Origin of the sequence: Hydrogenophaga sp. BPS33, from assembly GCF_009859475.1 — a bacterium.
GTDB lineage: Bacteria > Pseudomonadota > Gammaproteobacteria > Burkholderiales > Burkholderiaceae_C > Hydrogenophaga.
In genome coordinates this window covers 460,371-483,799 of the sequence record NZ_CP044549.1, presented here as the reverse complement: position 1 = coordinate 483,799, position 23,429 = coordinate 460,371, and the positions used below count along the sequence as shown (strand labels likewise).

At 61.5% G+C, this 23,429-nt stretch carries 24 protein-coding genes; all 24 read left to right on the top strand.

All coding sequences use genetic code 11. From position 1 onward, the window contains the following. Positions 1-36 precede the first annotated feature (36 nt). The gene (rfbB, locus tag F9K07_RS02200; protein WP_159588956.1) at positions 37-1,107 is read left to right on the top strand and encodes a dTDP-glucose 4,6-dehydratase; all 1,071 of its coding nucleotides are present in this window, start codon (positions 37-39) and stop codon (positions 1,105-1,107) included. Beyond that, the gene (gene rfbD, locus F9K07_RS02195; protein WP_159588953.1) at positions 1,104-2,003 is read left to right on the top strand and encodes a dTDP-4-dehydrorhamnose reductase; all 900 of its coding nucleotides are present in this window, start codon (positions 1,104-1,106) and stop codon (positions 2,001-2,003) included. The genes rfbB and rfbD overlap by 4 nt, the downstream gene beginning before the upstream one ends. 18 nt (positions 2,004-2,021) lie before the next feature. Beyond that, on the top strand, positions 2,022-2,915 hold the full coding sequence (gene rfbA / locus F9K07_RS02190) for a glucose-1-phosphate thymidylyltransferase RfbA (protein WP_159588951.1): 894 nt from the start codon (positions 2,022-2,024) through the stop codon (positions 2,913-2,915). Continuing rightward, positions 2,912-3,466 (top strand): dTDP-4-dehydrorhamnose 3,5-epimerase, encoded by a 555-nt coding sequence (rfbC, locus tag F9K07_RS02185; protein WP_159588949.1) that lies wholly within the window; start codon positions 2,912-2,914, stop codon positions 3,464-3,466. The genes rfbA and rfbC overlap by 4 nt, the downstream gene beginning before the upstream one ends. 49 nt (positions 3,467-3,515) lie before the next feature. Continuing rightward, entirely contained in the window at positions 3,516-4,694 is a 1,179-nt protein-coding gene (pseC, locus tag F9K07_RS02180; protein ID WP_159588947.1) for a UDP-4-amino-4,6-dideoxy-N-acetyl-beta-L-altrosamine transaminase, read from the top strand. Positions 4,695-4,703: 9 nt separating this feature from the next. Further along, positions 4,704-5,072, top strand: a complete 369-nt coding sequence (locus F9K07_RS02175; RefSeq protein WP_159588945.1) for a sugar 3,4-ketoisomerase — start codon at positions 4,704-4,706, stop codon at positions 5,070-5,072. Then, entirely contained in the window at positions 5,065-6,174 is a 1,110-nt protein-coding gene (locus F9K07_RS02170; protein WP_236581779.1) for a DegT/DnrJ/EryC1/StrS family aminotransferase, read from the top strand. Before F9K07_RS02175 ends, F9K07_RS02170 begins: the two co-directional genes overlap by 8 nt. 25 nt (positions 6,175-6,199) lie before the next feature. Continuing rightward, positions 6,200-6,889, top strand: a complete 690-nt coding sequence (gene pseF / locus F9K07_RS02165; RefSeq protein WP_159588943.1) for a pseudaminic acid cytidylyltransferase — start codon at positions 6,200-6,202, stop codon at positions 6,887-6,889. Continuing rightward, positions 6,886-7,773: a class I SAM-dependent methyltransferase gene (locus tag F9K07_RS02160; protein ID WP_159588941.1), complete on the top strand. Its 888-nt coding sequence runs from the start codon at positions 6,886-6,888 to the stop codon at positions 7,771-7,773. The genes pseF and F9K07_RS02160 overlap by 4 nt, the downstream gene beginning before the upstream one ends. Positions 7,774-7,805: 32 nt before the next feature. After that, complete coding sequence (locus tag F9K07_RS02155; protein WP_159588939.1) at positions 7,806-8,531, top strand: crotonobetainyl-CoA--carnitine CoA-transferase; 726 nt, start codon at positions 7,806-7,808, stop codon at positions 8,529-8,531. Next, a complete protein-coding gene (locus tag F9K07_RS02150; protein WP_159588937.1) occupies positions 8,531-9,097 on the top strand; it encodes a GNAT family N-acetyltransferase in 567 nt (188 codons plus the stop codon). The genes F9K07_RS02155 and F9K07_RS02150 overlap by 1 nt, the downstream gene beginning before the upstream one ends. Next, complete coding sequence (locus F9K07_RS02145) at positions 9,087-10,097, top strand: ATP-grasp domain-containing protein (RefSeq protein ID WP_201451505.1); 1,011 nt, start codon at positions 9,087-9,089, stop codon at positions 10,095-10,097. The genes F9K07_RS02150 and F9K07_RS02145 overlap by 11 nt, the downstream gene beginning before the upstream one ends. Further along, positions 10,081-10,734, top strand: coding sequence for an HAD family hydrolase (locus F9K07_RS02140; RefSeq protein WP_159588935.1), 654 nt, complete (start codon positions 10,081-10,083; stop codon positions 10,732-10,734). Before F9K07_RS02145 ends, F9K07_RS02140 begins: the two co-directional genes overlap by 17 nt. After that, positions 10,731-11,780 (top strand): pseudaminic acid synthase, encoded by a 1,050-nt coding sequence (gene pseI, locus F9K07_RS02135; RefSeq protein ID WP_159588933.1) that lies wholly within the window; start codon positions 10,731-10,733, stop codon positions 11,778-11,780. Before F9K07_RS02140 ends, pseI begins: the two co-directional genes overlap by 4 nt. A 71-nt stretch (positions 11,781-11,851) precedes the next feature. After that, on the top strand, positions 11,852-12,556 hold the full coding sequence (locus tag F9K07_RS02130) for an FkbM family methyltransferase (RefSeq protein WP_159588931.1): 705 nt from the start codon (positions 11,852-11,854) through the stop codon (positions 12,554-12,556). A 61-nt stretch (positions 12,557-12,617) separates the two neighbouring features. Continuing rightward, positions 12,618-14,174, top strand: coding sequence for a hypothetical protein (locus F9K07_RS02125; RefSeq protein WP_159588929.1), 1,557 nt, complete (start codon positions 12,618-12,620; stop codon positions 14,172-14,174). After that, positions 14,171-15,613: a hypothetical protein gene (locus F9K07_RS02120; RefSeq protein WP_159588927.1), complete on the top strand. Its 1,443-nt coding sequence runs from the start codon at positions 14,171-14,173 to the stop codon at positions 15,611-15,613. The genes F9K07_RS02125 and F9K07_RS02120 overlap by 4 nt, the downstream gene beginning before the upstream one ends. Beyond that, complete coding sequence (locus tag F9K07_RS02115) at positions 15,601-16,815, top strand: hypothetical protein (RefSeq protein WP_159588925.1); 1,215 nt, start codon at positions 15,601-15,603, stop codon at positions 16,813-16,815. Before F9K07_RS02120 ends, F9K07_RS02115 begins: the two co-directional genes overlap by 13 nt. After that, the gene (locus F9K07_RS02110; RefSeq protein ID WP_159588923.1) at positions 16,812-17,753 is read left to right on the top strand and encodes an FkbM family methyltransferase; all 942 of its coding nucleotides are present in this window, start codon (positions 16,812-16,814) and stop codon (positions 17,751-17,753) included. The genes F9K07_RS02115 and F9K07_RS02110 overlap by 4 nt, the downstream gene beginning before the upstream one ends. A 26-nt stretch (positions 17,754-17,779) precedes the next feature. Then, positions 17,780-19,474, top strand: coding sequence for an ATP-binding cassette domain-containing protein (locus F9K07_RS02105; RefSeq protein WP_159588921.1), 1,695 nt, complete (start codon positions 17,780-17,782; stop codon positions 19,472-19,474). 2 nt (positions 19,475-19,476) lie between these two features. After that, positions 19,477-20,613, top strand: a complete 1,137-nt coding sequence (locus F9K07_RS02100) for a CgeB family protein (RefSeq protein WP_159588919.1) — start codon at positions 19,477-19,479, stop codon at positions 20,611-20,613. Further along, a complete protein-coding gene (locus F9K07_RS02095; protein ID WP_159588917.1) occupies positions 20,610-21,401 on the top strand; it encodes a class I SAM-dependent methyltransferase in 792 nt (263 codons plus the stop codon). Before F9K07_RS02100 ends, F9K07_RS02095 begins: the two co-directional genes overlap by 4 nt. Next, entirely contained in the window at positions 21,398-22,375 is a 978-nt protein-coding gene (locus F9K07_RS02090; RefSeq protein WP_201451504.1) for a hypothetical protein, read from the top strand. Before F9K07_RS02095 ends, F9K07_RS02090 begins: the two co-directional genes overlap by 4 nt. A 26-nt stretch (positions 22,376-22,401) precedes the next feature. Continuing rightward, a complete protein-coding gene (locus tag F9K07_RS02085) occupies positions 22,402-23,427 on the top strand; it encodes a polysaccharide biosynthesis protein (protein ID WP_159596779.1) in 1,026 nt (341 codons plus the stop codon). The last annotated feature ends 2 nt before the right edge of the window (positions 23,428-23,429 follow it).

Here is a 23,429-nt window from a genome sequence, read left to right as displayed (position 1 = left end):
GGGACGGCGTTTGAAGACCAACCCCGAGGGAACCCCATGATTCTGATCACTGGTGGCGCCGGTTTCATCGGCGCCAACTTCGTGCTCGACTGGCTCGCGCTTCACGACGAGCCCGTCGTCAACCTGGACAAGCTCACCTACGCCGGCAACCTGGAAACCCTGGCCAGCCTGCAGGGCGACGCGCGCCATGTATTCGTTCAGGGCGACATCGGCGACAGCGCGCTCGTGAGCCACCTGCTGGCCGAACACCGGCCGCGCGCGGTGCTCCACTTTGCGGCCGAGAGCCACGTGGACCGCTCGATCCAGGGCGCGGACGACTTCATCCAGACCAACGTGGTCGGCACCTTCCGCCTGCTCGAAGCGGTGCGGACCCACTGGAGCGCCTTGCCCGAGACCGAAAAAACCGCGTTCCGCTTCCTGCACGTGAGCACCGACGAGGTCTACGGCAGCCTGGCACCCGATGCGCCCGCTTTCACCGAAGCGCACGCCTACGAGCCCAACAGCCCCTATTCCGCCAGCAAGGCGGCCAGCGACCACCTGGTGCGCGCCTGGCACCACACGCACGGCCTGCCGGTGCTCACCACCAACTGCTCGAACAACTACGGCCCGTTCCATTTCCCCGAGAAGCTGATTCCGCTGATGATCGTCAACGCGCTCGCGGGCAAGGCCTTGCCGGTGTATGGCGACGGCATGCAGGTGCGCGACTGGCTGTACGTGAAAGACCATTGCAGCGCGATCCGCCGCGTGCTCGAGGGCGGTGCCTTGGGCGAAACCTACAACGTGGGCGGCTGGAACGAGAAACCCAACATCGAGATCGTGCACACCGTCTGCGCCCTGCTCGACGAACTGCGTCCGCGCGCCGACGGCCAGTCCTACGCCACACAGATCACCCACGTGAAGGACCGCCCGGGCCACGACCGCCGCTACGCGATCGACGCCCGCAAACTCGAAGCCGAGCTGGGCTGGAAGCCGGCGGAGACCTTCGAGACCGGCATCCGCAAGACGGTGCAGTGGTACCTGGACCACCCCGACTGGGTCGCGCACGTGCAAAGCGGTGCGTACCGGCAGTGGGTGCAAACGCAGTACGGGGCGACGGCAACCGCATGAAGATCCTGTTGCTCGGCAAGAACGGTCAGGTCGGCTGGGAGCTGCAGCGCAGCCTCGCGCCCCTGGGCGAGCTGGTTGCGCTGGATCGGCACAGCACCGAGGCCGATGGCGGCTGCGGCGACCTCGACCAACCGCAGCGCCTGCGCGACACCGTGTTGCGGCTGCAGCCCGACGTGATCGTGAATGCCGCGGCGCACACCGCCGTGGACCGCGCCGAGAGCGAACCCGAGCAGGCACACGCGCTCAACGCTGAGGCCCCCGGCGTTTTGGCCGATGCGGCCCAAACCGTGGGCGCGCTGCTGGTGCACTACTCGACCGACTACGTGTTCGACGGCAGCGGCACCGCGCCCTGGCGCGAGGACGCGGCCACGGCACCCTTGAGCGTTTATGGCCGTAGCAAACGCGATGGCGAGGCGCGGGTGCGCGACAGCGGGGCGCGGCACCTGATCTTTCGCACCAGCTGGGTCTATGCCGCGCGCGGCGCCAACTTCCCGCGCACCATGCTGCGGCTGGGACAGGAGCGCGAACGCCTCACCGTGATCGACGACCAGTGGGGCGCGCCCACCGGCGCCGACCTGATCGCCGACGTCACCGCCCACGCCATCCGCCACGCGCTGCGCGAACGAGCGTGCACCGGCACCTTCCACCTGGCCGCCGCAGGTGAAACCAGTTGGAACGGCTATGCGCGCTTCGTGTTCGACACCGCCCGCGCGCTCAGGCCGGAGCTGGCCTTGAAAGTGCAGGAAGTGGCACCCATTCCCACCTCGGCCTTTCCGACGCCCGCGCAGCGCCCGCTGAATTCGCGGCTGGACACGGCGCGCCTGCGCGACACCTTCGGCCTGGTCCTGCCGCCCTGGCAGGCAGGCGTGCGGCGTATGCTCGCCGAAATTCTCTGACGCACGGGGCCGACACGCATGTCACAGCAACGCAAAGGCATCATCCTCGCTGGCGGTTCGGGCACGCGCCTGCACCCGGCCACGCTGGCCATCAGCAAGCAGCTGCTGCCGGTGTACGACAAGCCGATGATCTACTACCCGCTCACCACGCTGATGCTCGCGGGCATTCGCGAGGTGCTGGTGATCAGCACGCCACAGGACACACCGCGCTTCCAGCAGCTGCTGGGCGACGGCAGTGCCTGGGGCATGCAATTGCAGTACGCGGTGCAGCCCAGCCCCGATGGGCTGGCGCAGGCCTTCATCATCGGCGCGGATTTTCTGGGCGACAGCCCCAGCGCGCTGGTGCTGGGCGACAACATCTACTACGGCCACGACTTCGCGAGCCTGCTGAGCGATGCCGATGCACAGTCCGGGGGCGCGACCGTGTTCGCGTACCACGTGAACGACCCGCAGCGCTATGGCGTGGTGGCCTTCGACGCGCAGGGCAAGGCGCGCAGCATTGAAGAGAAGCCCACGCAACCCAAGAGCAATTACGCGGTGACCGGGCTGTATTTCTACGACCAGCAGGTGGTGGAGATCGCGCGCGCCGTGAAGCCAAGCGCGCGCGGTGAACTGGAGATCACGGCCGTCAACCAGGCCTACCTGGACCGCGGGCAGTTGAACGTGCAGATCCTGCAGCGCGGCTACGCATGGCTGGACACCGGGACGCACGACAGCCTGCTGGAGGCGGGCCAGTTCATCGCGACGCTGGAGCACCGGCAGGGCTTGAAGATCGCCTGCCCCGAAGAGATCGCGTGGCGGCACGGCTGGATCGGCGACGCCGCGCTGGAGGCCTTGGCGCAACCACTGAGCAAGAACGGCTACGGACAGTACTTGCTGCGACTCCTGAAAGACCCGAGGCCTGACGCATGAAGGTCACACCCACCGCCATTCCCGACGTGTTGTTGATCGAACCCAAGGTGTTCGGCGACGCGCGCGGGTTCTTCTTCGAGAGCTTCAACCGCCAGGCTTTTCGCGACGCCACCGGCCTGGACCTGGATTTCGTGCAGGACAACCACAGCCGCAGTGGGCGCGGCGTGCTGCGCGGGCTGCACTACCAGATCGAGCAGCCACAGGGCAAGCTGGTGCGGGTGGTGCGCGGGGCGGTGTTCGATGTGGCGGTGGATATCCGCAAGGGTTCGGCCACGTTCGGGCGGTGGGTGGGTGTGATGCTAAGCGAAGAGAACCAGCAGCAAATGTGGGTACCGCCCGGTCTGGCTCATGGATTTCTGGTGGTAAGCGAGTCCGCCGACGTGCTGTACAAGACGACGGACTACTACGCACCCGCACACGAGCGCTGCATTCGTTGGGACGACGAGACGTTGGCGATCCAGTGGCCACTCAATGGGAGCAAGCCCCAGGTTTCGAGCAAGGACGCAGACGCACAGAGTTTTCACGCCGCCATGTCTCTCCAGGAAACGTGAAGCGTCGCATCCCTTTTTTAGACATCCGTTTTCACACCAAGGGCACACGATGAGTTTCATCCCTTACGGCAAACAGAACATCTCGGACGACGACATCGCCGCCGTTGTGGCGGTGTTGCGCTCGGACTTCCTGACACAAGGTCCGGTGGTCCCGGAGTTCGAGAAGGCCGTTGCGGCCTACTGCGGCGCAAAGCATGGCGTCGCCGTCAACAGCGCGACCAGCGCCTTGCACATTGCATGCATGGCACTGGGTGTGGGACCTGGCGATATGGTGTGGACGACGCCCATCACCTTCGTTGCCAGCGCCAACTGCGCGCGTTACTGTGGCGCAGACGTTGACTTCGTCGATATCGACCCCCGGACCCACAACATGAGCATCGCCAGCCTCACGGAGAAGCTGGAAAAAGCTCAGCGCGACGGCCGACTGCCCAAGGTGGTCATCCCCGTACACCTGTCGGGTCAGTCCTGCGAAATGCAGGCCATCCACGAGTTGTCCAAACAGTACGGTTTTCGCACCATCGAAGACGCCTCGCACGCGATCGGCGGCAGTTACCAAGGTCAGAAAGTCGGCGACTGCCGTTTCAGCGACATCGTGGTGTTCAGTTTCCATCCGGTCAAGATCATTACCACCGGCGAGGGCGGGATGTGCGTCACCAACGATATCGAGCTGGCCAAACACATGGCGCGTTTGCGCAGCCATGGCATTACGCGCTATCCCGCTGAAATGACGCATCCCCCCGATGGTCCCTGGTACTACCAGCAGATCGAATTGGGTTTCAACTACCGCCTCACCGATCTGCACGCGGCGCTGGGCTTGAGCCAACTGGCCCAGATCGACAGTTTTGTGACGCAGAGACACGCGATCGCCAAACGCTATGACGAGCTGCTCGATGGGAGCGTGGTCAAAACGCCTTGGCAGCACCCGGACACCTACTCCGGACTGCATCTCTACGTCATCCGACTCAAGCTCGATGCCGTGAAGACCACGCATCGCGAAGTGTTTGAACGCATGCGCGCCGACGGCATCGGCGTGAATCTGCATTACATACCGGTGTACCGCCAGCCCTACTACGAACGCATGGGATTCAATCCAGCGGACTTTCCGAACGCCGAGGCTTACTACGCCGAAGCGATCACCTTGCCCATCTTCCCTGGCTTTACACCTGCGCAACAGGACGAGGTCGTTCGGCGCCTGCTCAAACCGTCTGGCTACCAGACCATTTTTTGAGCAATGTCCATGTCACACTTTCAGCTTCTCAAGCTCCCGACCTTCACCGACCCACGCGGCGCACTGACCGTGATGGAGGGTTCGCTGCCTTTCCCTGTGGTGCGCAGCTACTGGATCTACGGTGCCGATGGACAAACGCGTGGTGGGCACCGCCATCGCCACACGCAACAAGCCTTGGTGGCCGTCGCCGGCAGCGTCACGATTTACATGAACGATGGTCAGCAGACAGAGAACATCCGGCTGGAGAGCCCTGGCGACTGCCTGCTGGTGCAGCCCAAAGACTGGCACACGATGACATTCGGACCCGGCAGCGTGCTGCTGGTCATGTCGTCGCACTCGTACGACCGCAGCGAGTACATCGACGAACCCTATGCTTGAGACCAAAGCCATAATCGAGTACGAGCAGCTGGCGCGATCCAACCAGCCCTTCATGCAAGAGCTGGAACAAGCGGCATCGCGAGTCATCCAGGGCGGTTGGTATGTGCTGGGCCAGGAGGTCGCAGCCTTCGAGGAAGAGTTTGCCCGCTATGTCGGTGCACGGCACTGCATTGGCGTGGCCAACGGGCTCGACGCGCTGATCCTGTCGATCGAGGCGCTCGACCTGCCTCCGGGCAGCGACATCCTGGTGGCCTCCAACACCTATATCGCCACCATCCTGGCGATCGTGCGCGCGGGACACCGCCCTGTTCTCGTCGAGCCCGAGCGGGCCACGTTCAATATGGACCCGGCATTGCTGGCGGCGTCCCTGACCTCCAGCACCCGCGCCATCTGTGTCACCCATCTGTTCGGCAAGACCTGTCGCATGGACGCCATCGGAGCCTTCGCGCGTGAGCACGGACTGCGTATGGTGGAAGACTGCGCACAATCCCACGGCGCACGTCTGGGCACGCAAATGACCGGCACCTTCGGCGATGCGGGCTGCTTCAGCTTCTACCCGACCAAGAACCTCGGCGCATTAGGCGATGCTGGCGCGGTTGTCACCAACGACGATGCGCTTGCCGATCGGCTGCGCCACACGCGCAACTACGGCTCCAAGCAGAAATACGTCAATCGCTACGTGGGCGTGAACTCGCGATTGGACGAGCTGCAGGCGGCGATGCTGCGGGTGAAGCTGCGACATCTGGATGCGATGACGGCGCACAAGCGAGCACTGGCCGATGTCTATTTCAAGGGCCTACCCGCTTGGCTGGACCTGCCGGTCCGGCGGGACGATGAATTTGACGTGTTCCACATCTTCGGTGTGCGCCATCCCCAGCGCGATGCGCTGCGACAGCATCTCCTGGATCAAGGGGTGAAGACCGAGATCCACTACCCGATCCCACCGCACCGGCAGGAAGCGATGAAGGGCATTCTGTCGGGTGACTGGCCGGTCGCGGATGAGCTGCACGCGACGGAGCTGAGCCTGCCGATCTCGGTTGGCCACGAAATGGCGGACGTGCAGGCCGTGATCGAAAAGATCGCAAACTTTGACCCTCGCTGAGGAGGGGCCAGGCGCGCGGCACACAATGAAAACCCTTTGCATCATTCCGGCCAGAGGTGGCAGCAAACGCATCCCACGCAAGAACCTGCGGGAGTTTCGGGGCGTGCCGATACTGGGATGGTCCATCCGAGCGGCGCGGGATTCGGACTGCTTTGACGATGTGGTCCTGTCCACCGACGATGCCGAGATTGCCCGCGTCGGCGAGTCGCTGGGTGCCTCGGTTCCCTTCATGCGCCATCCCGAGACCGCGACCGATCACGCCACCACAGCTGCAGTGCTGATCGAAACGCTGACGCGTTTGCGCGAACTTGGCCAACACCACGACGCGGTATGCTGCCTGTACCCGACGGCACCCTTCACCACGCACCGAGATCTGCAAAACGGTTTGACCCAACTGACATCCGGTCGGTTTGATGTGGTGTTGCCAGTCGCCCGGTTCGACTACCCGATCTGGCGCTCCTTCAGGCGCGACGACACGGGTCAGCTCCAGATGAACTGGCCCGAGCACCGGGACTCGCGCAGCCAGGACCTGCCGCCCGCCTATCATGACGCCGGTCAATGGTGCTGGTTCCGTCCAGAGGCGTTGTTCGAACACGGCACGTTGTTGGGGCCGAACACAGGATCACTCGTCCTGCCCTCAGAGCGCGTTCAGGACATTGACACCGAAGACGATTGGCTCACCGCCGAATGGAAACACGAGAGGATCTTTAAATGATGGACGAGCGCCTGGTAAGGCATCCTTTGGGTTTCTGGCGGGTGAAGGACATTCCGGACCCGGAAGCCCTGAAAGACTACTACGAGAAGCTGTACTTCCAAACCGGCCAGAGCAATTACAGAGAGTCCTACCCTCCCGCCGAGATTGAGTGGTTCAATATCAAGACAGCGCGTATCGCCCACGCTGTGGCCCAACAGCGCCAATCGCAGGATCCTGGGACCCTGCTCGACATCGGCTGCGGAGAAGGGTTCTCGATGAACTGGTTTCACCAAGCGGGCTGGACAGTGAACGGGTTGGATTACAGCCGCGCCGGCATGACCAACATGCACCCGCACCTGCTGGACAGGCTGGAAACAGGCGATGTGCTGCAGTTGATCGAGCAGAAGATGTCAGGTCCGCAAAAGTACGACGTCCTCTGGTTGACCAACGTGCTCGAGCATGTGATCGACCCGATCCAACTGCTCACCCAACTGACGCGGCTGCTTGCCCCCAACGGTGCGCTTGTGATAACCGTGCCGAACGATGCTTCCGCTTGGCAGGAGCACCTGTTCGATCAAGGCACGATCGATCGTCGTTTCTGGATTGCCATTCCCGACCACCTGTCGTACTTCGATGCCGACAGCATGAAGAACCTCGCCCAAGCCACTGGTTGGCACTGCTCGCAAATCCTCGCGGACTTTCCGATCGATTGGTTCCTGGGCAACACAGAATCCAACTATGTCAATACGCCCTCCAAAGGGCAGCCAGCCCATCAGGCGCGCATTTTGATCGACTCCATCATCGCCAAAATGCCCATCGATAAAGTCAACGCGTTTTATGGTGCCATGGCATCGATCGGCATGGGCCGCCAATTGACCGCGATTTTCACCAAAGTCCATCCATGAGCACTCCAATGAATCCTTCCAGCAAGACCCTCGTGGGTTCCACCAGCGCTGAGCTGGACAACAAACTTGGCTTTGCTCAGCGGCTGAGGACCTCGGCCATTCCCAACACCGAGTTGCTCGACAACCTGGGCGTCTACCTCACGCGACAGACGCTTTCCCGCATCAACTTCATCCAGTCGCTGTACCAGAAGATCGTTCCCGTGCACGGCGTCATCATGGAATTCGGGGTGCGCTGGGGGCAAAACATGGCCTTGTTTTCTCAGTTGCGTGGCATCCATGAGCCGTTCAATTACAACCGCCGCATCGTCGGCTTCGATACCTTCGAGGGTTTCCCGTCGGTGTCTCCCGAAGACGGAACCTTGATCACGGCCGGCGACTATTCTGTTGCGCCCGGATGGAAGGATGAGCTCGATGCCATTCTGAGCTTTCATGAGCGCAATGCGCCCATCCCCCACAAGCGCAAGTACGAGCTGGTCGAGGGGGATGCAAATGTCACCTTGCCCGCATACCTCGAAAAGCATCCCGAAACCATCGTGGCACTGGCGTACTTCGATTTCGACATCTACGCGCCGACCAAATCGTGCCTGGAGCGCATCCTGCCGCATCTCACCAAAGGTTCGGTTCTGGCATTTGACGAACTCAACTGCCCCGAATTCCCGGGCGAGACGCTGGCGCTGCGCGAAGTGCTTGGACTGTCCAAGTACGCCATCCGCCGGGATCCGTCCAACCCGCTGACCTCCTACCTAGTCATTGAGTGATGCGCCGCTACGTCTGCCTGCCCGCCGAAACTGTAACGCAAGCGGCGTTTTCGCTGGTCCCTGTGCAGGACGACCACATCGAATCCATCCGCATCTGGCGCAATGAGCAGATTGACGTTCTGCGACAAGCAACACCCATCGAAAAAGAGCAACAGGTGGCGTACTTTCAGAACAACATCTGGCCATCGATGGAGGAGGCGCAACCGCGCAATATTCTGCTGAGCTTCCTGGAGAATGAACGCCCCATTGGCTACGGTGGCTTGGTTCACATCGCCTGGGAACACCAGCGTGCCGAGGTGTCGTTTCTGGTCAATACCCCGCTAGCCCGCGATGTGCCCGCCTACGACGCACGCTTTGGCATTTTTCTCGAACTGCTGAAGAGAGTCGCGTTCCACCAACTCGGCTTTCGTAAGCTTTGCACTGAAACCTATGCGTTTCGGGACAACACCATTCGTGTGCTCGAAGCAAGCGGCTTTGTGCTGGAAGGGCGGCTTCTCGACCATGTGCTCGTGAACGGCAAACCTGTCACTTCGCTGATGCACGGTTGTCACGCAGATGGTCATTGATCCAGCACAGGGCCTGCTCATGAGGGACTTCACCGGCGCTACGCCGCGCAACGTCTTGATCAGCAGCGCGGCCAACAAAATCCCCTTGCTGCGCTCAGTGATGCAGGCGGCCAGACGTATCGACACGCACATTCGCGTGTTCGCTGGCGATGCCAGCGATGGCGTCACGTCACGCTACTTTGCCGACGGCTTCATCCAATTGCCAAGAACACAGACGGAGAACGCTGATGCGCTTGTTCAGATCTGCATGGCCAATGGCATAGGCACCGTCATTCCGACCCGCGATGGCGAACTGGGCTTCTGGTCAGCACATGCGGACGCGTTCGCCAGCCATGGCATCGAAGTCGTCGTTTCTTCTCCTCAGGCGATTCAACTGAGTCTGGACAAACTCCTGTTCGCAAAGCGTGGTGCTGCAGGCAGTCCGCTGCTCGTCATTCCGGCCTGGCTCGCTCCTGAAGAAGGCGCAACACTCGTTGTCAAAGAACGGTTCGGGGCGGGCAGTCGCTCCATCGGCATCAACCTGGACCAAACGACCGCCCGCGCGCATGCCTCCACGCTGAATGAGCCGATTTTTCAACCCTTTGTGCAGGGCCGGGAGGTTAGCGTCGATGCATGGCTGGACCAAGCACACCGCGTCAGAGGGCTTGTCTTGCGACGACGCGATCAGGTGCTGAATGGCGAATCGGTGATCACCACCACCTTCCGGGACACATCGCTGGAAGCGGCATGCAAGGCATTTCTAGAGTCGCACGCCTTGCGCGGCCCGGTCGTCCTGCAGCTGATCGTCGACAACCGCAATGTGCCGCACGTGATTGAACTCAATGCTCGGTTTGGTGGTGCATCCACGGCAGCGATTGCCGCCGGCCTGGATGTGTGGTTCTGGACGCTGAACGAGCGGTTCGGCATCGGCGAGAGCGACGTGTCCTTCCAGCGCATTCCTGGGGAGGTTCGCCAGGTTCGAGTGCCTGTTGACCAGCATTTCTATGATCCTGATCTTTGACCTCGACGACACACTGTACGACGAACTCACCTACGTTCGTAGCGGTTTTCGTGCCGTCGCCGAATGGGGCGAGCGCGCGTTGGGCCTTGCTGTCGATGCCTCGTTTGCGCAACTCAACGAGATCCACGACCGGGACGGGCGTGGGCGGATCTTTGATGTGTGGCTCAACGGACGCGCACCGGTCCGGGAAGCGGTTCGCGCGTACCGGCACCACACCCCTCACATCAAGTTGTGGGACTCGGCCCGCCACGTGCTGTCGACATTCCGTGACCGTCCGCTCTACATCGTGACCGATGGTCATAAAGTCGTGCAAGACAAGAAGCTAACGGCGCTGCAAGTGCGCCGCCATGTGCGGCACGCCTACATCACCCATCGATACGGTGTTGCGCACGCCAAGCCATCCACGTTTTGTTTCGAACTCATTGCGCGGCGGGAGGGCAGGCCACTGTCGGACCTGGTTTATGTCGGCGACAATCCTGCCAAAGATTTTGTCGGTCTGAACGCCGCTGGTGCCCACACCATCCGAGTGCTGACCGGCCAACACCGCAATGTCACGGCCCGCCCCGGGTTCGACGCGCAACACCGTCTTCACCATCTCGATCTCTTGCCATCCTTGCTGAAAGAGCTTTCACCATGACCCACGTCTTCAACATCGCGGGACGGCGCATTGGACCTGACTCTCCTCCGTTCATCATCGCCGAGATGTCGGGCAACCATAACCAGTCGCTCGACAGAGCCCTCGCGCTGGTGGATGCCGCCGCGGACGCGGGAGCCCATGCGGTCAAGCTGCAGACCTACACCGCCGACACGATCACGATGCCGGGCGCGCACCTGATCGAGGACGGCAACTCGTTGTGGAACGGCATGGAATTGCATGCCCTGTACAAGATGGCGTACACGCCCTGGGAATGGCACGCGCCCCTGTTCGAACGCGCGAAGCAGCGCGGCATGCTGGCGTTCAGCTCGCCATTCGACGAAACCGCGGTCGACTTTCTTGAGTCGCTCGATGTACCCGCCTACAAGATTGCTTCCTTCGAGAACGAGCACTACCCCTTGATGCGCAAAGTGGTGGAGACTGGCAAGCCCTTCATCATGAGCACGGGCGTGATCGGCCAGGAAGAATTGGATGCATCCGTTGCCTACTTGCGTTCGCTGGGCGCCAAAGACTTCGTGCTGCTCAAATGCACCAGCACCTACCCTGCGTCGCCCGAGACCACTAACCTGCGCACCATTCCCGACATGGCGGCGCGGTACGGCTGCCAAGTAGGGTTGAGTGACCACACCATGGGCATTGGTGCGGCCGTGGCATCGGTGGCCTTGGGTGCCACCGTGATCGAAAAGCATTTCACACTGCGGCGTGCCGACGGGGGCGTGGACTCCGCTTTTTCGTTGGAGCCTGAGGAAATCGCGGCATTGGTACAAGAATCGGAGCGCGCCTGGCGCGCGCTGGGATCCGTCAACTATGTGTTGTCGGACAAGGAAAAAAAACAAACGGTTTTCAAGCGCTCCATTTATGCCAATCGGGATCTTGAGGCGGGCCACACCATCGTCGCTGGCGATATTCGCGTTGTCCGTCCCGCCAAGGGGCTTCACCCACGCGAGTTCGACCGCACCCACGGTCGCTTGCTCGCCCGCGATATCAAGAAAGGCTCCCCACTGACCGAGAGCGACCTTCAACCGTAAAAGCGTGAGCCCGTGACGTGGAGATCCAAGCATCCACCCGCAACGGCACATGGTATCGAGACCCACACTTCATGATTCACGAGATCAAACAGCTTGCCAAGCGATGGCTTCAGGGAAAGTACTACAGCCTGAACCAACTCGACCGCAAGCTGGAAAAGTATGTCAACCACGACAATGGCTACTTCGTCGAGCTCGGCGCCAACGATGGCGTAACCCAGTCCAACAGTCTGTACTTCGAGAAGCACCGGAACTGGCGTGGACTGCTCATCGAGCCGACGCCGCACAATTTCGTGAAATGCCGCAAGAACCGCTCGCCTCGCAACAGCATCCATTGCGCCGCCTGCGTGTCGTTTGGATATGACCAGGATTTTGTGCGCATGGCATATTCCAACCTCATGTCCACGCCGTTGAGCCTGGGCTCGGACATTTCCGATCCTATGTCCCACGCCAATTCGGGCTCCAAGTTTCTTCAGGACGCAGAGGTCGTATTTGAATTTGGCGCGGTTGCCCGGACGCTTAACTCGATCTTGATTGAGGCCCAGGCGCCCAAGTTGATCGACTTCCTGTCGCTCGACGTGGAAGGCGCCGAGCTCGAGGTGCTCCAAGGAGTCGATCATGAGGCGTTCCATTTCAAGTTCATCCTGGTTGAATGCCGAGACTTCGATCGGATGAACGCATACCTCGAACCGCTGGGCTATCGGTTGGCGGAACAGCTGTCTTCCCAAGACTACCTGTTCCAGTACCGCGGCGGCCAAGTTCCCAACGCACGCGCATAGCATGCGCCGGTACTTTTCCAAACTACGCAGCCTGCTCTCGCGGTACCCCAACGAATTCGGTGTGAAACCGGAATCGTTTGCAGAGGTACAGAGCGACCCGAGTCAGACATCGACACGTCACACTCTGACCATTCAGTCCATCCCTGACAAGTTCTACTTCCTGCTGTTTGGTGCACTGAGCGCGCGCCTGAAGGCAACAACGGGAGTGCGCCTCGAAGCGGTTGTGGTGCGCGCCATCAGCGGTGGCATCGGCCTCGGATGGAGCGCCGATCTCAAACGATCTTCCTGGGTGTCCAGGCTGGCCAGCGATCCCTGGGTTCGAGCCTATGGCCGCTTGCTGGACGGCGTCGGCTACCGCAGCGCGTCCTTTTCAGGTCCACTCACCTGCCTGCGAGACTGGGCACGCGCGCACACGCTTTGGCGGCAACTACAAAGCCAGGACTCGGAACGCCCCCTTTCCCTAAAAATCGATGGCATTGAAGTGGGCGATCTTCTGGTCGACTCCTACCTGCGGTTCAGGCCAGCGCCCAGGTTTGACGCCCGGGACCCTTTCGTGCGTCGACTGCTCGTGCAGGCTGTGAAAGACGTGCGTCTGGGACAGCGGTATTTCGGTCGCGTCAAACCTCGGTGGTATTTCACCTCCTACACCTCCTATCTGGAGCACGGCATTCCGGTCCGCGCAGCCTTGCAACAGGGCGCTAGCGTCTGGTCGTTTGGCAACATCCATGTGTTTGGCAAGCAGCTGTCGCAGGAAGATCCCTACGCGTCACCCAACTACGCACGCCACCGTGCAGACTTTGAGCGCCTGGACAATCCGGAAGTGCGGCTCGCCATTGCACGCGAGAAGCTGGAGTACCGACTCGGCGGCGGTATCGACGCGGCCACCAGCTACATGCGCCAGTCGGCCTATGGAGCGGCCTGCGCCGCAGTGCCCAACGGCATGCAGGGTGCGGTCGTGGTTTTCCTGCATGACTTCTACGACAGTCCGCACGTTTACCCCGATCTCGTTTTCGACGACTTCTGGCGCTGGGTCTGCTTCACGATCGAGGTGCTGCGCGCGGCTGAGATCCCATTTTTTCTCAAGCCCCACCCCAACCAGATTGCGCTGAGTGGCGCGGCGCTCGAACGTCTTGGGCAGACGTACCCGGACCTGCAATGGGTGCCGGCCGGTGTCACCAACATGCAGTTGGCCGATGCCGGGATGGCCTGCGGGGTGACGGTCTATGGCACGGTTGCACACGAACTGGCGTACCTCGGCGTACCGACGATCGGGTGCGCACGCCACCCGCACCATGCGTTTGACTTCTGTCGCACCGCGCGCAATCGCGACGAATACGCCGACATGCTGCGCTCTTACGACCAGCCACCGGCATCGAAAGCAGAGATGCAACGTCAGGCACTGGCGTTCTATTACATGCACAACCTCCATGGCGAGGGCGATGCGCGTCTGCTGCAACAGGCCTTTGTAGAATTCTGGCGGGCGTGCAACACCGCTCAGATGACGGAAGCATCTGTTCTGCAGGCCTTCCAAACTTTCACCACACTGCCCGCATTCGGCCGCTTTATCACCACGCTGGAGCAGGCCGATACTGCATCCACATCGGGGCGAACGTCATGACCCTTCAAGATGCAGCAAAATTCGCCAAGCCGTCATGGCTATGGGAAGGTGCGCTCGCACTGGGTCTTTCCGTTGTCTTCACGCTGTATCTGGCCCCCACGCCAGAGAAGTACGAGAAGGGTGACTGGCTCGCGTTGATGCTTCTTCTTCCGATCCTGTTGAAGTACGGCGCTGGATGGTCCCAGTGGAGAGAATGCATCAGGACCTTGGCCCCCCTTTTTCTACTGATGGGGTTCCTTGGTCTGCAAGCGTGGATGGGGCCGGCAGACCCCGATGCCAACTTGCGCTACATCTTTCGTCTGGGCTGCGGATTGCTTCCCTTTATTCTGCTTTTCCTGGTGTTTCGGCACACCCGCAAGACAGACGTCCCCGCATTGCTGATCGCCGTACTGACCGTGCCAGGCCTGGTGCATCTCTCGTATTTGTACTGGGACATTTTTCAATCCGTCCTGCACGAGAAGGTCACCTTCTTTTCCAACAACCACCACGGCCTGATGGAGCATGTCAAGAACGCCCCACGCGTGGGCAGGCGCTACGTGTCCATGGCCCTGGTACACCTGCTGGGCGGCGCATTGCTGCTGTCATGGCTTGCCAGGCCGTTGTGGATGCGCGTATGCGCCTGGACCATCGCAGGGGTCAGCGTCCTGTCGCTGGCACTGCTTGATGCGCGAGCCGCCTATGCGGCCATCGGCATCGGCGCGCTTTTGCTTGCCTGGGCGCTGGGATGGCGCCAGACATCACAGGCGATCGGTGCCTTTGTTCGATGCTCGGTCCTGTGGAAGCTTGTGCTCGCTGGATTCCTGTTGATCTCGGTGGCATTGGCACACAACGCAGGTAAGTCGAGGTGGATAGCCCTGAGCTACAGCCTGCAGGCGGCCACACAGCACGTGTTTCACTCAGATGTGCCCATCGCCGAGCGGCCATACGTGGATGCGGCCTTCTGGCAGAAACCCGTCGACGATGTGTATCGTTGCTATTTCGCGCGCGAGTTCCGGTGTCGTGCGGACCAATCTGCCTATCTGCGAGCGGCGTGGTCGCTGGAGGGCATTCAGAGCCTGTTGCACCATCCCTTGGGTATCGGCTATTCGGACAACTACATGGGGCGCCTATGGGGCGTCGAAGACATGGATGGCAAATATCAGCGTGTCGATAGCTTCCTGGTCGAGCATGTGGTGTCGCTGGGCTGGGTGGCTGTCGGACTCTTTGGCTGGTTCTTCTGGAGCATCATTGCCGCGATGCGGCGCGCGGTGAAGAGCGGAAGACGCCATGCGGCCTTGGTGACAGTCTGCGCGATTCTGCTGGTGTGCATAGGGCGTGTCATGGTTGACGTGCTCGACGAAGGTCTATGGAAATACTTGATGGCCGTTGCTGGCGCCTATTTCGGGTTGGTGCAGTCTCAACGCGAACATGTGCCGGGGAGACATACATGCCCGACTTGAGCGAATCTCTGCAGCAGAGTTACCACAAGCACCCGGCCTTTCGCTTCGACGCCCCGAGCTGGACCCTGTCTGAAACGCAATTGAACGCCTTCAACAGCATTTACGTCACCATGCGCGGCATCGGAGCCGCCATGTCCTCCCGCGCCCAATCCACGCTGCGGCAAGAGAGCCAGGAGGCCCTTGCGGCTGTTTTCACGGCCTTGAAGACACAGGGCGAGGACCCGCACGAGTTGGCGTTTTTGGCGGAGCTCGAGTCGAACTGCAACACTTTGCTTCAAGACGAGTTGAACTGGTACACCAAACCAACCCGTCCCGGCCACTTCCAGCTTGGGGGAGAACTGGCGCGCATGGGTGCCCACGGCATGCAAACCAGCCGACATTTCTTCGGGCAGTTGCGACCCGACGCCGTCCAGTCCATGCAGCGGCTGGCGGCACCTGAGGTGGAGCGTTTCCGTGCCAACGCCCGAGCCCATCAACTCAAGCGCACCGACCTGTCCATCAGCACCGGCCCCACGGTGCGCGCTCTGCGTGCGCAGTTGAACCAAGAATTTCGAGCGCTGGGGGTTCTGGATGCGGTGAGCGCCTATACGGGGCGAAAGACACAGGTGATCGGCCTGGCCCTGGAGCTGAGCGTGCCGCAGGCCACGTGGTGGCGCAATGCGATTCCGGGGCTGGACCACCCGCCGGCCACGCTGTACGCACACTTGGATGAAACCATTTCCTGCCCCAAATCCATCGTGTATCTCTCCTCGGTGACAGAGCAGAACGGCCCCACCAGTTGCTACCCCGGCGCCTACGAGGCCATGCACATGAATCCGCTGCAGGAGATGGTGGGTAGGGTCATCGGGAACATTGGCACACGAGCGGGCTCGCCGCTCCAAATCTATTACGGCAAGCAATACCATCAGTCGATGAACTCGGACAACTTCCGCCGGCACTTCATGCGGCTACCGCCTTCGCTACGGTTCAACTCCCATCTGGGCTGGGATGTCATGCCCGGTAGCGAGGCTGAAGCGCAGCTCGCGCAATTGGAGCGCAAGATGACCGGCCCCGCCGGGACGTTCATTGCTTTCGATGGTGCTCGCCTTCTGCACCGCGGCGGGCTGATGGAGGCCGGAGAGCGGATTGCCTTGCAGGTCATTTTTTCGGACGTGACATGGGCCGAGCGCGTCCTGTCGAAGGCAAAAAGGATGCTTTCATGAGTGTGATGCGTACCGTGCGCCGGCTGATTCCTGCGTTTCTCAAACGCGCGTTGAAACAACGCACCTTGCCCTATCGGGTGTCTGAACTGGTCAGCTCGGCGTTGCCGGAAGTGGTGTGCGTGGACGTAGGAGCGTCGTTTTACCCCCATGTCAAATGGCTCACCCTGTTGAACGCCCCTCACACGCGCTGGCTGGCGGTGGAGCCGAATCAGGAAAACCTGGCCTATCTGAAAGCGTGGTCTTGGCCATCCCAAGTGTCGGCGTGTACCACCGGTCTCAGTCGCGAAGGTGGCACGCAGACGCTCTACATCACCAACGTCGACACCGGCAGCAGCCTGCTCCCGCCCGAGATTCCAGCGTCAATGACACACCGGGTGCCCCATCTCGACTACTTCTTCCCGGTGACGGAACGCCGCATCGAGACCATTACATTGATGCAGGCTATAGAGGGTCTGCCAGCTAACGCACCGACGTTCGTGAAACTCGACACCCAAGGCACGGAGCTGTCCATTCTTCAAGGGGCGCAACCGGTCTTTGATGCGAGAAGGATCGTTGGCGTCGAGATGGAATCGACCATGCTCGCACAGCCGATCATGAAGGGCTCGGGCAAGTTCTGGCAGGCCTGCGAGTACATGGAGGCACAGGGCTTTGAACTGCTGCACGTCAAGCCAATTCAAGCCACAAAGTCCGGGCGGAGCAAGGCGGATCTCAACACCTATCTGAACGAGTGCGACGCCGTTTTTGCGTTGCGCCAGGACGTGACAGAAATGCTGGCTGTGGAGTTCCGCGTGGCGCTGTTCGCCTTCTATCTGACCAACCTTCTGTTCGAAGAGGCGCTTTCGCTTCTGGAACGCGACCATCAGATCAAAACTTTCCTGCAGCAACGCGGCGCTCGCGTGGGCGATCTGATCGCCTTGCTGAGATCCTCCACCCGATGACGAGCAACGCGCACTCACTCTGGACGATGGTCCGTCAAGTGGGGCGGTACATCGGCTTTGTGGCACGGCGATTCCACGCCTTCTATCTCGTGCTCGCGCTGACGATTACCGTGTTGATGCTGGAATATCTGGCCACGAGCCTGATGATTCCCCTGGCCCCCGGGCAGACAGCGGCAACGTCTCAGGTCTCCGTCGCATGGGCGAAAGCTGCCAATGCGATGGGGCTGGAACCCGTCGCACGCACCTGGTTGTGGCTTTTCTTTGTGGTCATGACCGCTCGGCTGGTGCTGGGCTATGTGTTGGCGGTGTTGACCACCTGGTTGGGCAAGCGCGTGCATGAAACCCTGAGCGGCAAGGTGTTCAGCCACCTGCTCCTGCTTGAACCCATGGGCCGTGTGTACACCCGCTCCGTCGGGCACTACATCACGCTGGCCGGCGACGACACCTTCAAGAGCGGCACCATCGTGACATCGCTGCTGCAGTCGGCCGTGGGGTGTTGCACGGCGCTCGTGGGCATGCTGGTGCTGTATCAGTTCTCGCAGACGGTGTTCCTGGGCGTACTCACGTTTTTGGCCGTGAGCTTCCTGCTGATCGGCGCGTTGATGCGCCGCGTGCTGCGCGTCAACGCCCAGGCCGTGCAGCTGTCGCGCGAACTCGGCACTACCTTTGTGGAAGCCCTCAACAGCTTGCGCTCCATCCGCTCGTTGCACGGTGAGCGCTTCGTGATCGACACCTACGCCGCGCAGATCCACGCCTACGTGCGCATGTTGGTGCAGCTGGACGCCATCAAGACCGGTGTGAAGACCCTTCCCGCCGTGGTGCTGCTAGCCGTGGCCATCCTGGTCCTGCGCCCCGGTGCGCAGGTCAGCATGTCTGACGCCACGCTGTTCGCCGGTGCGCTCATCGTGATCCGCGTTTTTGCCTCTCTGGGGCAGATGGTGACCGCCGGCTCCCAATTGCTGACCGATATCCGCGCCGTCAAGGACATCGGCACGCTCGTGGAAATGGCCGAAGAGTCGCAGGCGGTGCAAGCCTTTTCGGCGGCCGCGTCGGTGCGCTCGGTGACGCTGCAGGACGTGAGCTTTGGCTATGGTGACCGTGGCCGCGTGCTGGACCGGCTGAACTTCCGCTTCGAAACCGGCCACACCTACGCCATCGTCGGTCCGTCGGGAGCCGGCAAATCGACGCTGGCCGACCTGCTGCTGGGGCTGAGCACACCAGACGGCGGCAGCGTCCTCGTGAACGACAACCAGTTACCGCTCGAAGCCGCCCGTTCGCGCTTCATGCTCGTGGAGCAGCAGCCCAAGATCTTCTCCACTACTGTGCGCGAGAACCTTTTGCTCGGTGCCGAGGCGGGCGACGAGGTTCTGCACACCGCGCTGGATGCGGTCAACTTGCGCGACATGGTTGGTGCACTCGAGCGCGGTCTGGACACACGCCTGAGCTACCTGGGAGAAAACTTCTCCGGAGGCCAACGCCAGCGCCTGGGGATCGCGCGCGCGCTGGTGCGCCAGCCCGACGTGCTCATTCTCGATGAGGCCACCAGCGCCCTGGACCCGGCCACGCGCGTCGCGGTCGTCGACAAGCTGCGTGCTCGCATGCGCGACGGGATCATTATTTTCATCACACACGATTCGGAAATCGCCGAACTGGCCGATGAGGTCCTCGTCATCGGACTGCCGGCGTCAAGCCGCGCGGCCCCGGAAGATCCCACAGCATAGCCATGCGCATTCTTCTTCTCGACACCTACTACCCGCGCTTCCTCTCTGCCCTCTACGAGCGTGAACAGGACCTGGCCACCAAGCCCTTTGACATGCAACGGCAGGTGCTGCTCGACCAGGTCTTTGGCACCTCCGACTTCTACTCCCGTCATCTGAGGGCGATGGGCCACGATGCGCAGGACCTCATCGTCAACTGCAAGCCGTTGCAACGCGCCTGGGCCAGGGAGCACGGCGCCCGCTACAGCGAGATGGCGTTGCGCCTGCCATCGCGCCTGCTGCGTCTGCCCGGCGTCGGGCCATGGCTGTCGGCGTTGCCCGGCCTGGTAGAGATCGCCGTTGCTCAAATCAAGGCTGCGCGACCCGACGTGTTGTACTGCCAGGACCTGTGGTTCCTCACGCCCCAGAAACTCGCCGAACTGCGACCGTATGTGCGACTCATCGTCGGCCAGATCGCCAGCCCCCTGCCGCCCGGGCCTTACCTGAAGGGCTTCGATCTCATCACCACCTCGTTCCCGCATTTCGTGCCACGTCTGCGGGCGATGGGGATTGCATCCGAGTATTTCCGCATCGGGTTCGACACCCGCGTGCTGGACAAACTCGGCCAGGTGACGCCCGATGTTGATGCCAGCTTTGTCGGTGGCATCAGCCGCCACCACGGCAAGGCGCTACCCATGCTGGAAGCGCTGGCGCAGAGCACGCCGATTCAATTTTTTGGCTACGGTGCCGGCAGCCTCGGTCGCCAGTCGCCGATCGCGGCCCGCCACCGAGGCGAAGTGTGGGGACTCGACATGTACCGAGCGTTGGCACGCAGCCGGGTCACGCTGAACCGCCACATCAACGTCGCGGAGAACTACGCCAACAACATGCGCCTGTACGAGGCAACGGGCGTCGGCTCTCTGTTGATCACCGATCGCAAGGACAACCTGGGCGAACTGTTCGAAATCGGCAAGGAAGTGGTCGCCTACGACAGTCCGGAAGAAGCTGCGGAGTTGATCCGCCACTACATCGCCCACCCGGACGAAGCGCAGGCGATCGCCAAGGCCGGTCAGGCCCGCACCCTTCGTGAACACACCTATCAGCAACGCATGACCGAGCTCGCGCCGATGCTCGAACGCCACCTGGCAGGACGCCCCTCATGAAGCGACAGCTCAAGGCACTGGTCAACCGCTTTCCGCGCCTCAAGGCCGTGCTGCGTCGCCTGCTGCCATCGCGCGGTGTGTCCAGCCACTACGTCGAGCTCGGGGGTGCCGAAGCTGCACAGGAATCTTCGCGCCTGCGCGACGCCTGGCAGGACAACCATCTGCCTACGCGGCAACGTGAGCTCGTCGACCGCCAGCTCGCCGACTACCGGCGCGGCGCCGGGATCGATGTGTTCGATGTGCTCGTGAACGCCTTGCGCAAGCTGAACGGCCAGAGAACCCCCTTGAGGGTGCTCGAGATCGGCTGTTCCAGCGGGTACTACGGCGAGGTTCTTCAGATCGCCGGCGTGAACGCCAGCTACGAAGGTTGCGACTACTCTGACAGCTTCATCGCTTTGGCGCGGGAACGCTATCCGCAGTGGACATTCCAGGTGCAGGACGCCACAAAGCTGGATTACCCGGACCGCAGCTTTGATGTCGCGATATCCGGCTGCTGCCTTCTGCACATACCGGAATACGAGTCCGCCGTGGCAGAGACCGCGCGCGTGGCCGATCGTTACGCCATCTTTCACCGCACGCCGGTGCTGCTAGGCCAACCGAACAAGACCTTCCGCAAGCTGGCCTATGGTGTGGAAACCGTCGAAATCCACTTCAACGAACCGGACTTCCTCGCGCTGCTGACGCGCCATGGCCTCGACCCAATCGAGACCTTGACCCTGGACGAGAGCGTGGTGAGTGGCGTGGGCAGTGCCTCGCGCACCTATGTCTGTCGAAAACGGACCCCATGATCATGCGGCACTTCTGCACCCTCTTCGACAGCAACTACCTGCTCAAAGGCGCCGCGATGCTGCGCACATTGCGCGAACACTGTCCCGACGCCCATGTGCATGTGCTGTGCATGGACGACCAGGTTCAGGGCCTGCTGGAACAATTGAACCTGCCCCACATCACCTGCCTGCCGCTGTCTGCGGTGGAGGATGATGAGTTGCTGGCGGTCAAGCCCGGACGGGTCATGGCCGAGTACTGCTGGACGCTGTCGCCATGTCTGCCCTGGTACGTGCTGCAGCAGAACCCGGACATCGACTTCATCACCTACCTCGATGCCGACCTTTACTTCTTCTCGTCCCTCGACCCGCTGTTCGAGGAGATCGGGCACGCGTCGATTGCCATCATCGAACACCGCTTTACACCGGCACTTCAGCACCATGTGGTCAACGGCCGTTTTTGTGTCGAATGGGTGAGCTTTCGCCGCGACGAAGAAGGCATGGCTTGCCTGGCGCGCTGGCGCGAGCAGTGCATCGAATGGTGCTTCCACCGCCTTGAGGAAGACCGCATGGGTGATCAGAAGTACCTCGACCGCTGGCCAGGTCGCTACAAAAACCTGCACATCCTGCAACACCTGGGGGCGGGCGTTGCGCCCTGGAACTATGGTCAATACCGCTTCACCCAGGATTCGCGGGGTTCTACCTTGGTGGATGGTCAGCAGCTGATCTTCTATCACTTCCACCAGTTCCAGTTGCTGTCTAATGGCAGCTTCGACCGGCTCTCCAGCGCCTACACCACCATGGGCCGCGAGCCCGAGCCGGTCTATGCGGCGTACGAAAAGGCCCTGACCGACCTGCTGCGCGAGGTGCGCATGTTGAGACCCGGTTTTTCGGCCGGCATGAAGCCGGCACTGAAAGTGAAGTCCCAACGATTGGTGCAGCGACTGCTGCCCCAATCGCTCAAGCAATTGCTCAAGAAAGTCGTAAAGGCAGTGTGAAAGTGAAAGAATTCGCCCACAAGACCATGCTCATCACAGGGGGCACCGGCTCGTTCGGCGGCGCGGTGCTCAAGCGTTTCCTGAGCACCGACATCGCCGAGATCCGGATCTTCAGCCGCGATGAGAAAAAGCAGGACGACATGCGCAAACGCTTTGCGCATCCCAAGCTGAAGTTCTACATCGGTGACGTGCGCGATCGCCACAGTGTGGCCACTGCGATGCGCGGCGTCGACTATGTTTTCCATGCGGCAGCGCTCAAGCAGGTGCCCTCGTGCGAGTTCCATCCCATGCAGGCAGTGCTGACCAACGTGGTGGGCACCGAGAATGTGCTGGAAGCCGCGATCGCCGCGGGCGTCCAGCGAGTGGTCTGTCTGAGTACCGACAAAGCCGTCTACCCGATCAACGCCATGGGCATCAGCAAGGCCATGATGGAAAAGGTCATGGTGGCCACCAGCCGCAACCTTGAAGGGTCGGGCACCGTGATCTGTGGCACGCGGTATGGCAACGTGATGGCCTCTCGGGGATCGGTCATTCCTCTGTTTGTCGAGCAGGTTCAGGCCGGCAAGCCGATAACTATCACAGACCCGAGCATGACCCGCTTCATGATGACGCTGGAAGATGCGGTGGACCTGGTGCTCTACGCCTTCAACCATGGGAACAATGGCGACATCTTTGTGCAAAAGGCACCCGCCGCCACCGTTGAGGTGCTGGCGAAAGCGCTGTTGGCGCTGCTTGGCCGCCCCGATCACCCGGTGCAGGAGATGGGCACCCGCCATGGCGAGAAACTCTACGAAACGCTGCTTGGCCGCGAGGAGATGGCCTGCGCCGAGGACATGGGTGGCTATTTCCGGGTGCCACCGGATGGCCGCGACCTGAACTACGCCAAGTTCGTTGAAGAAGGTGAACGCCGCTTGACGCAGAGCAACCATGGCGAGGACTACAACTCGCACAACACCACCCGCCTGGACGTGGCGGGCATGAAAGCGCTGTTGCTCAAGCTGGACTTCATGCAGCGAATCGCGCGGGGAGAAGCCGCTGTCGCGGAGGACTGATC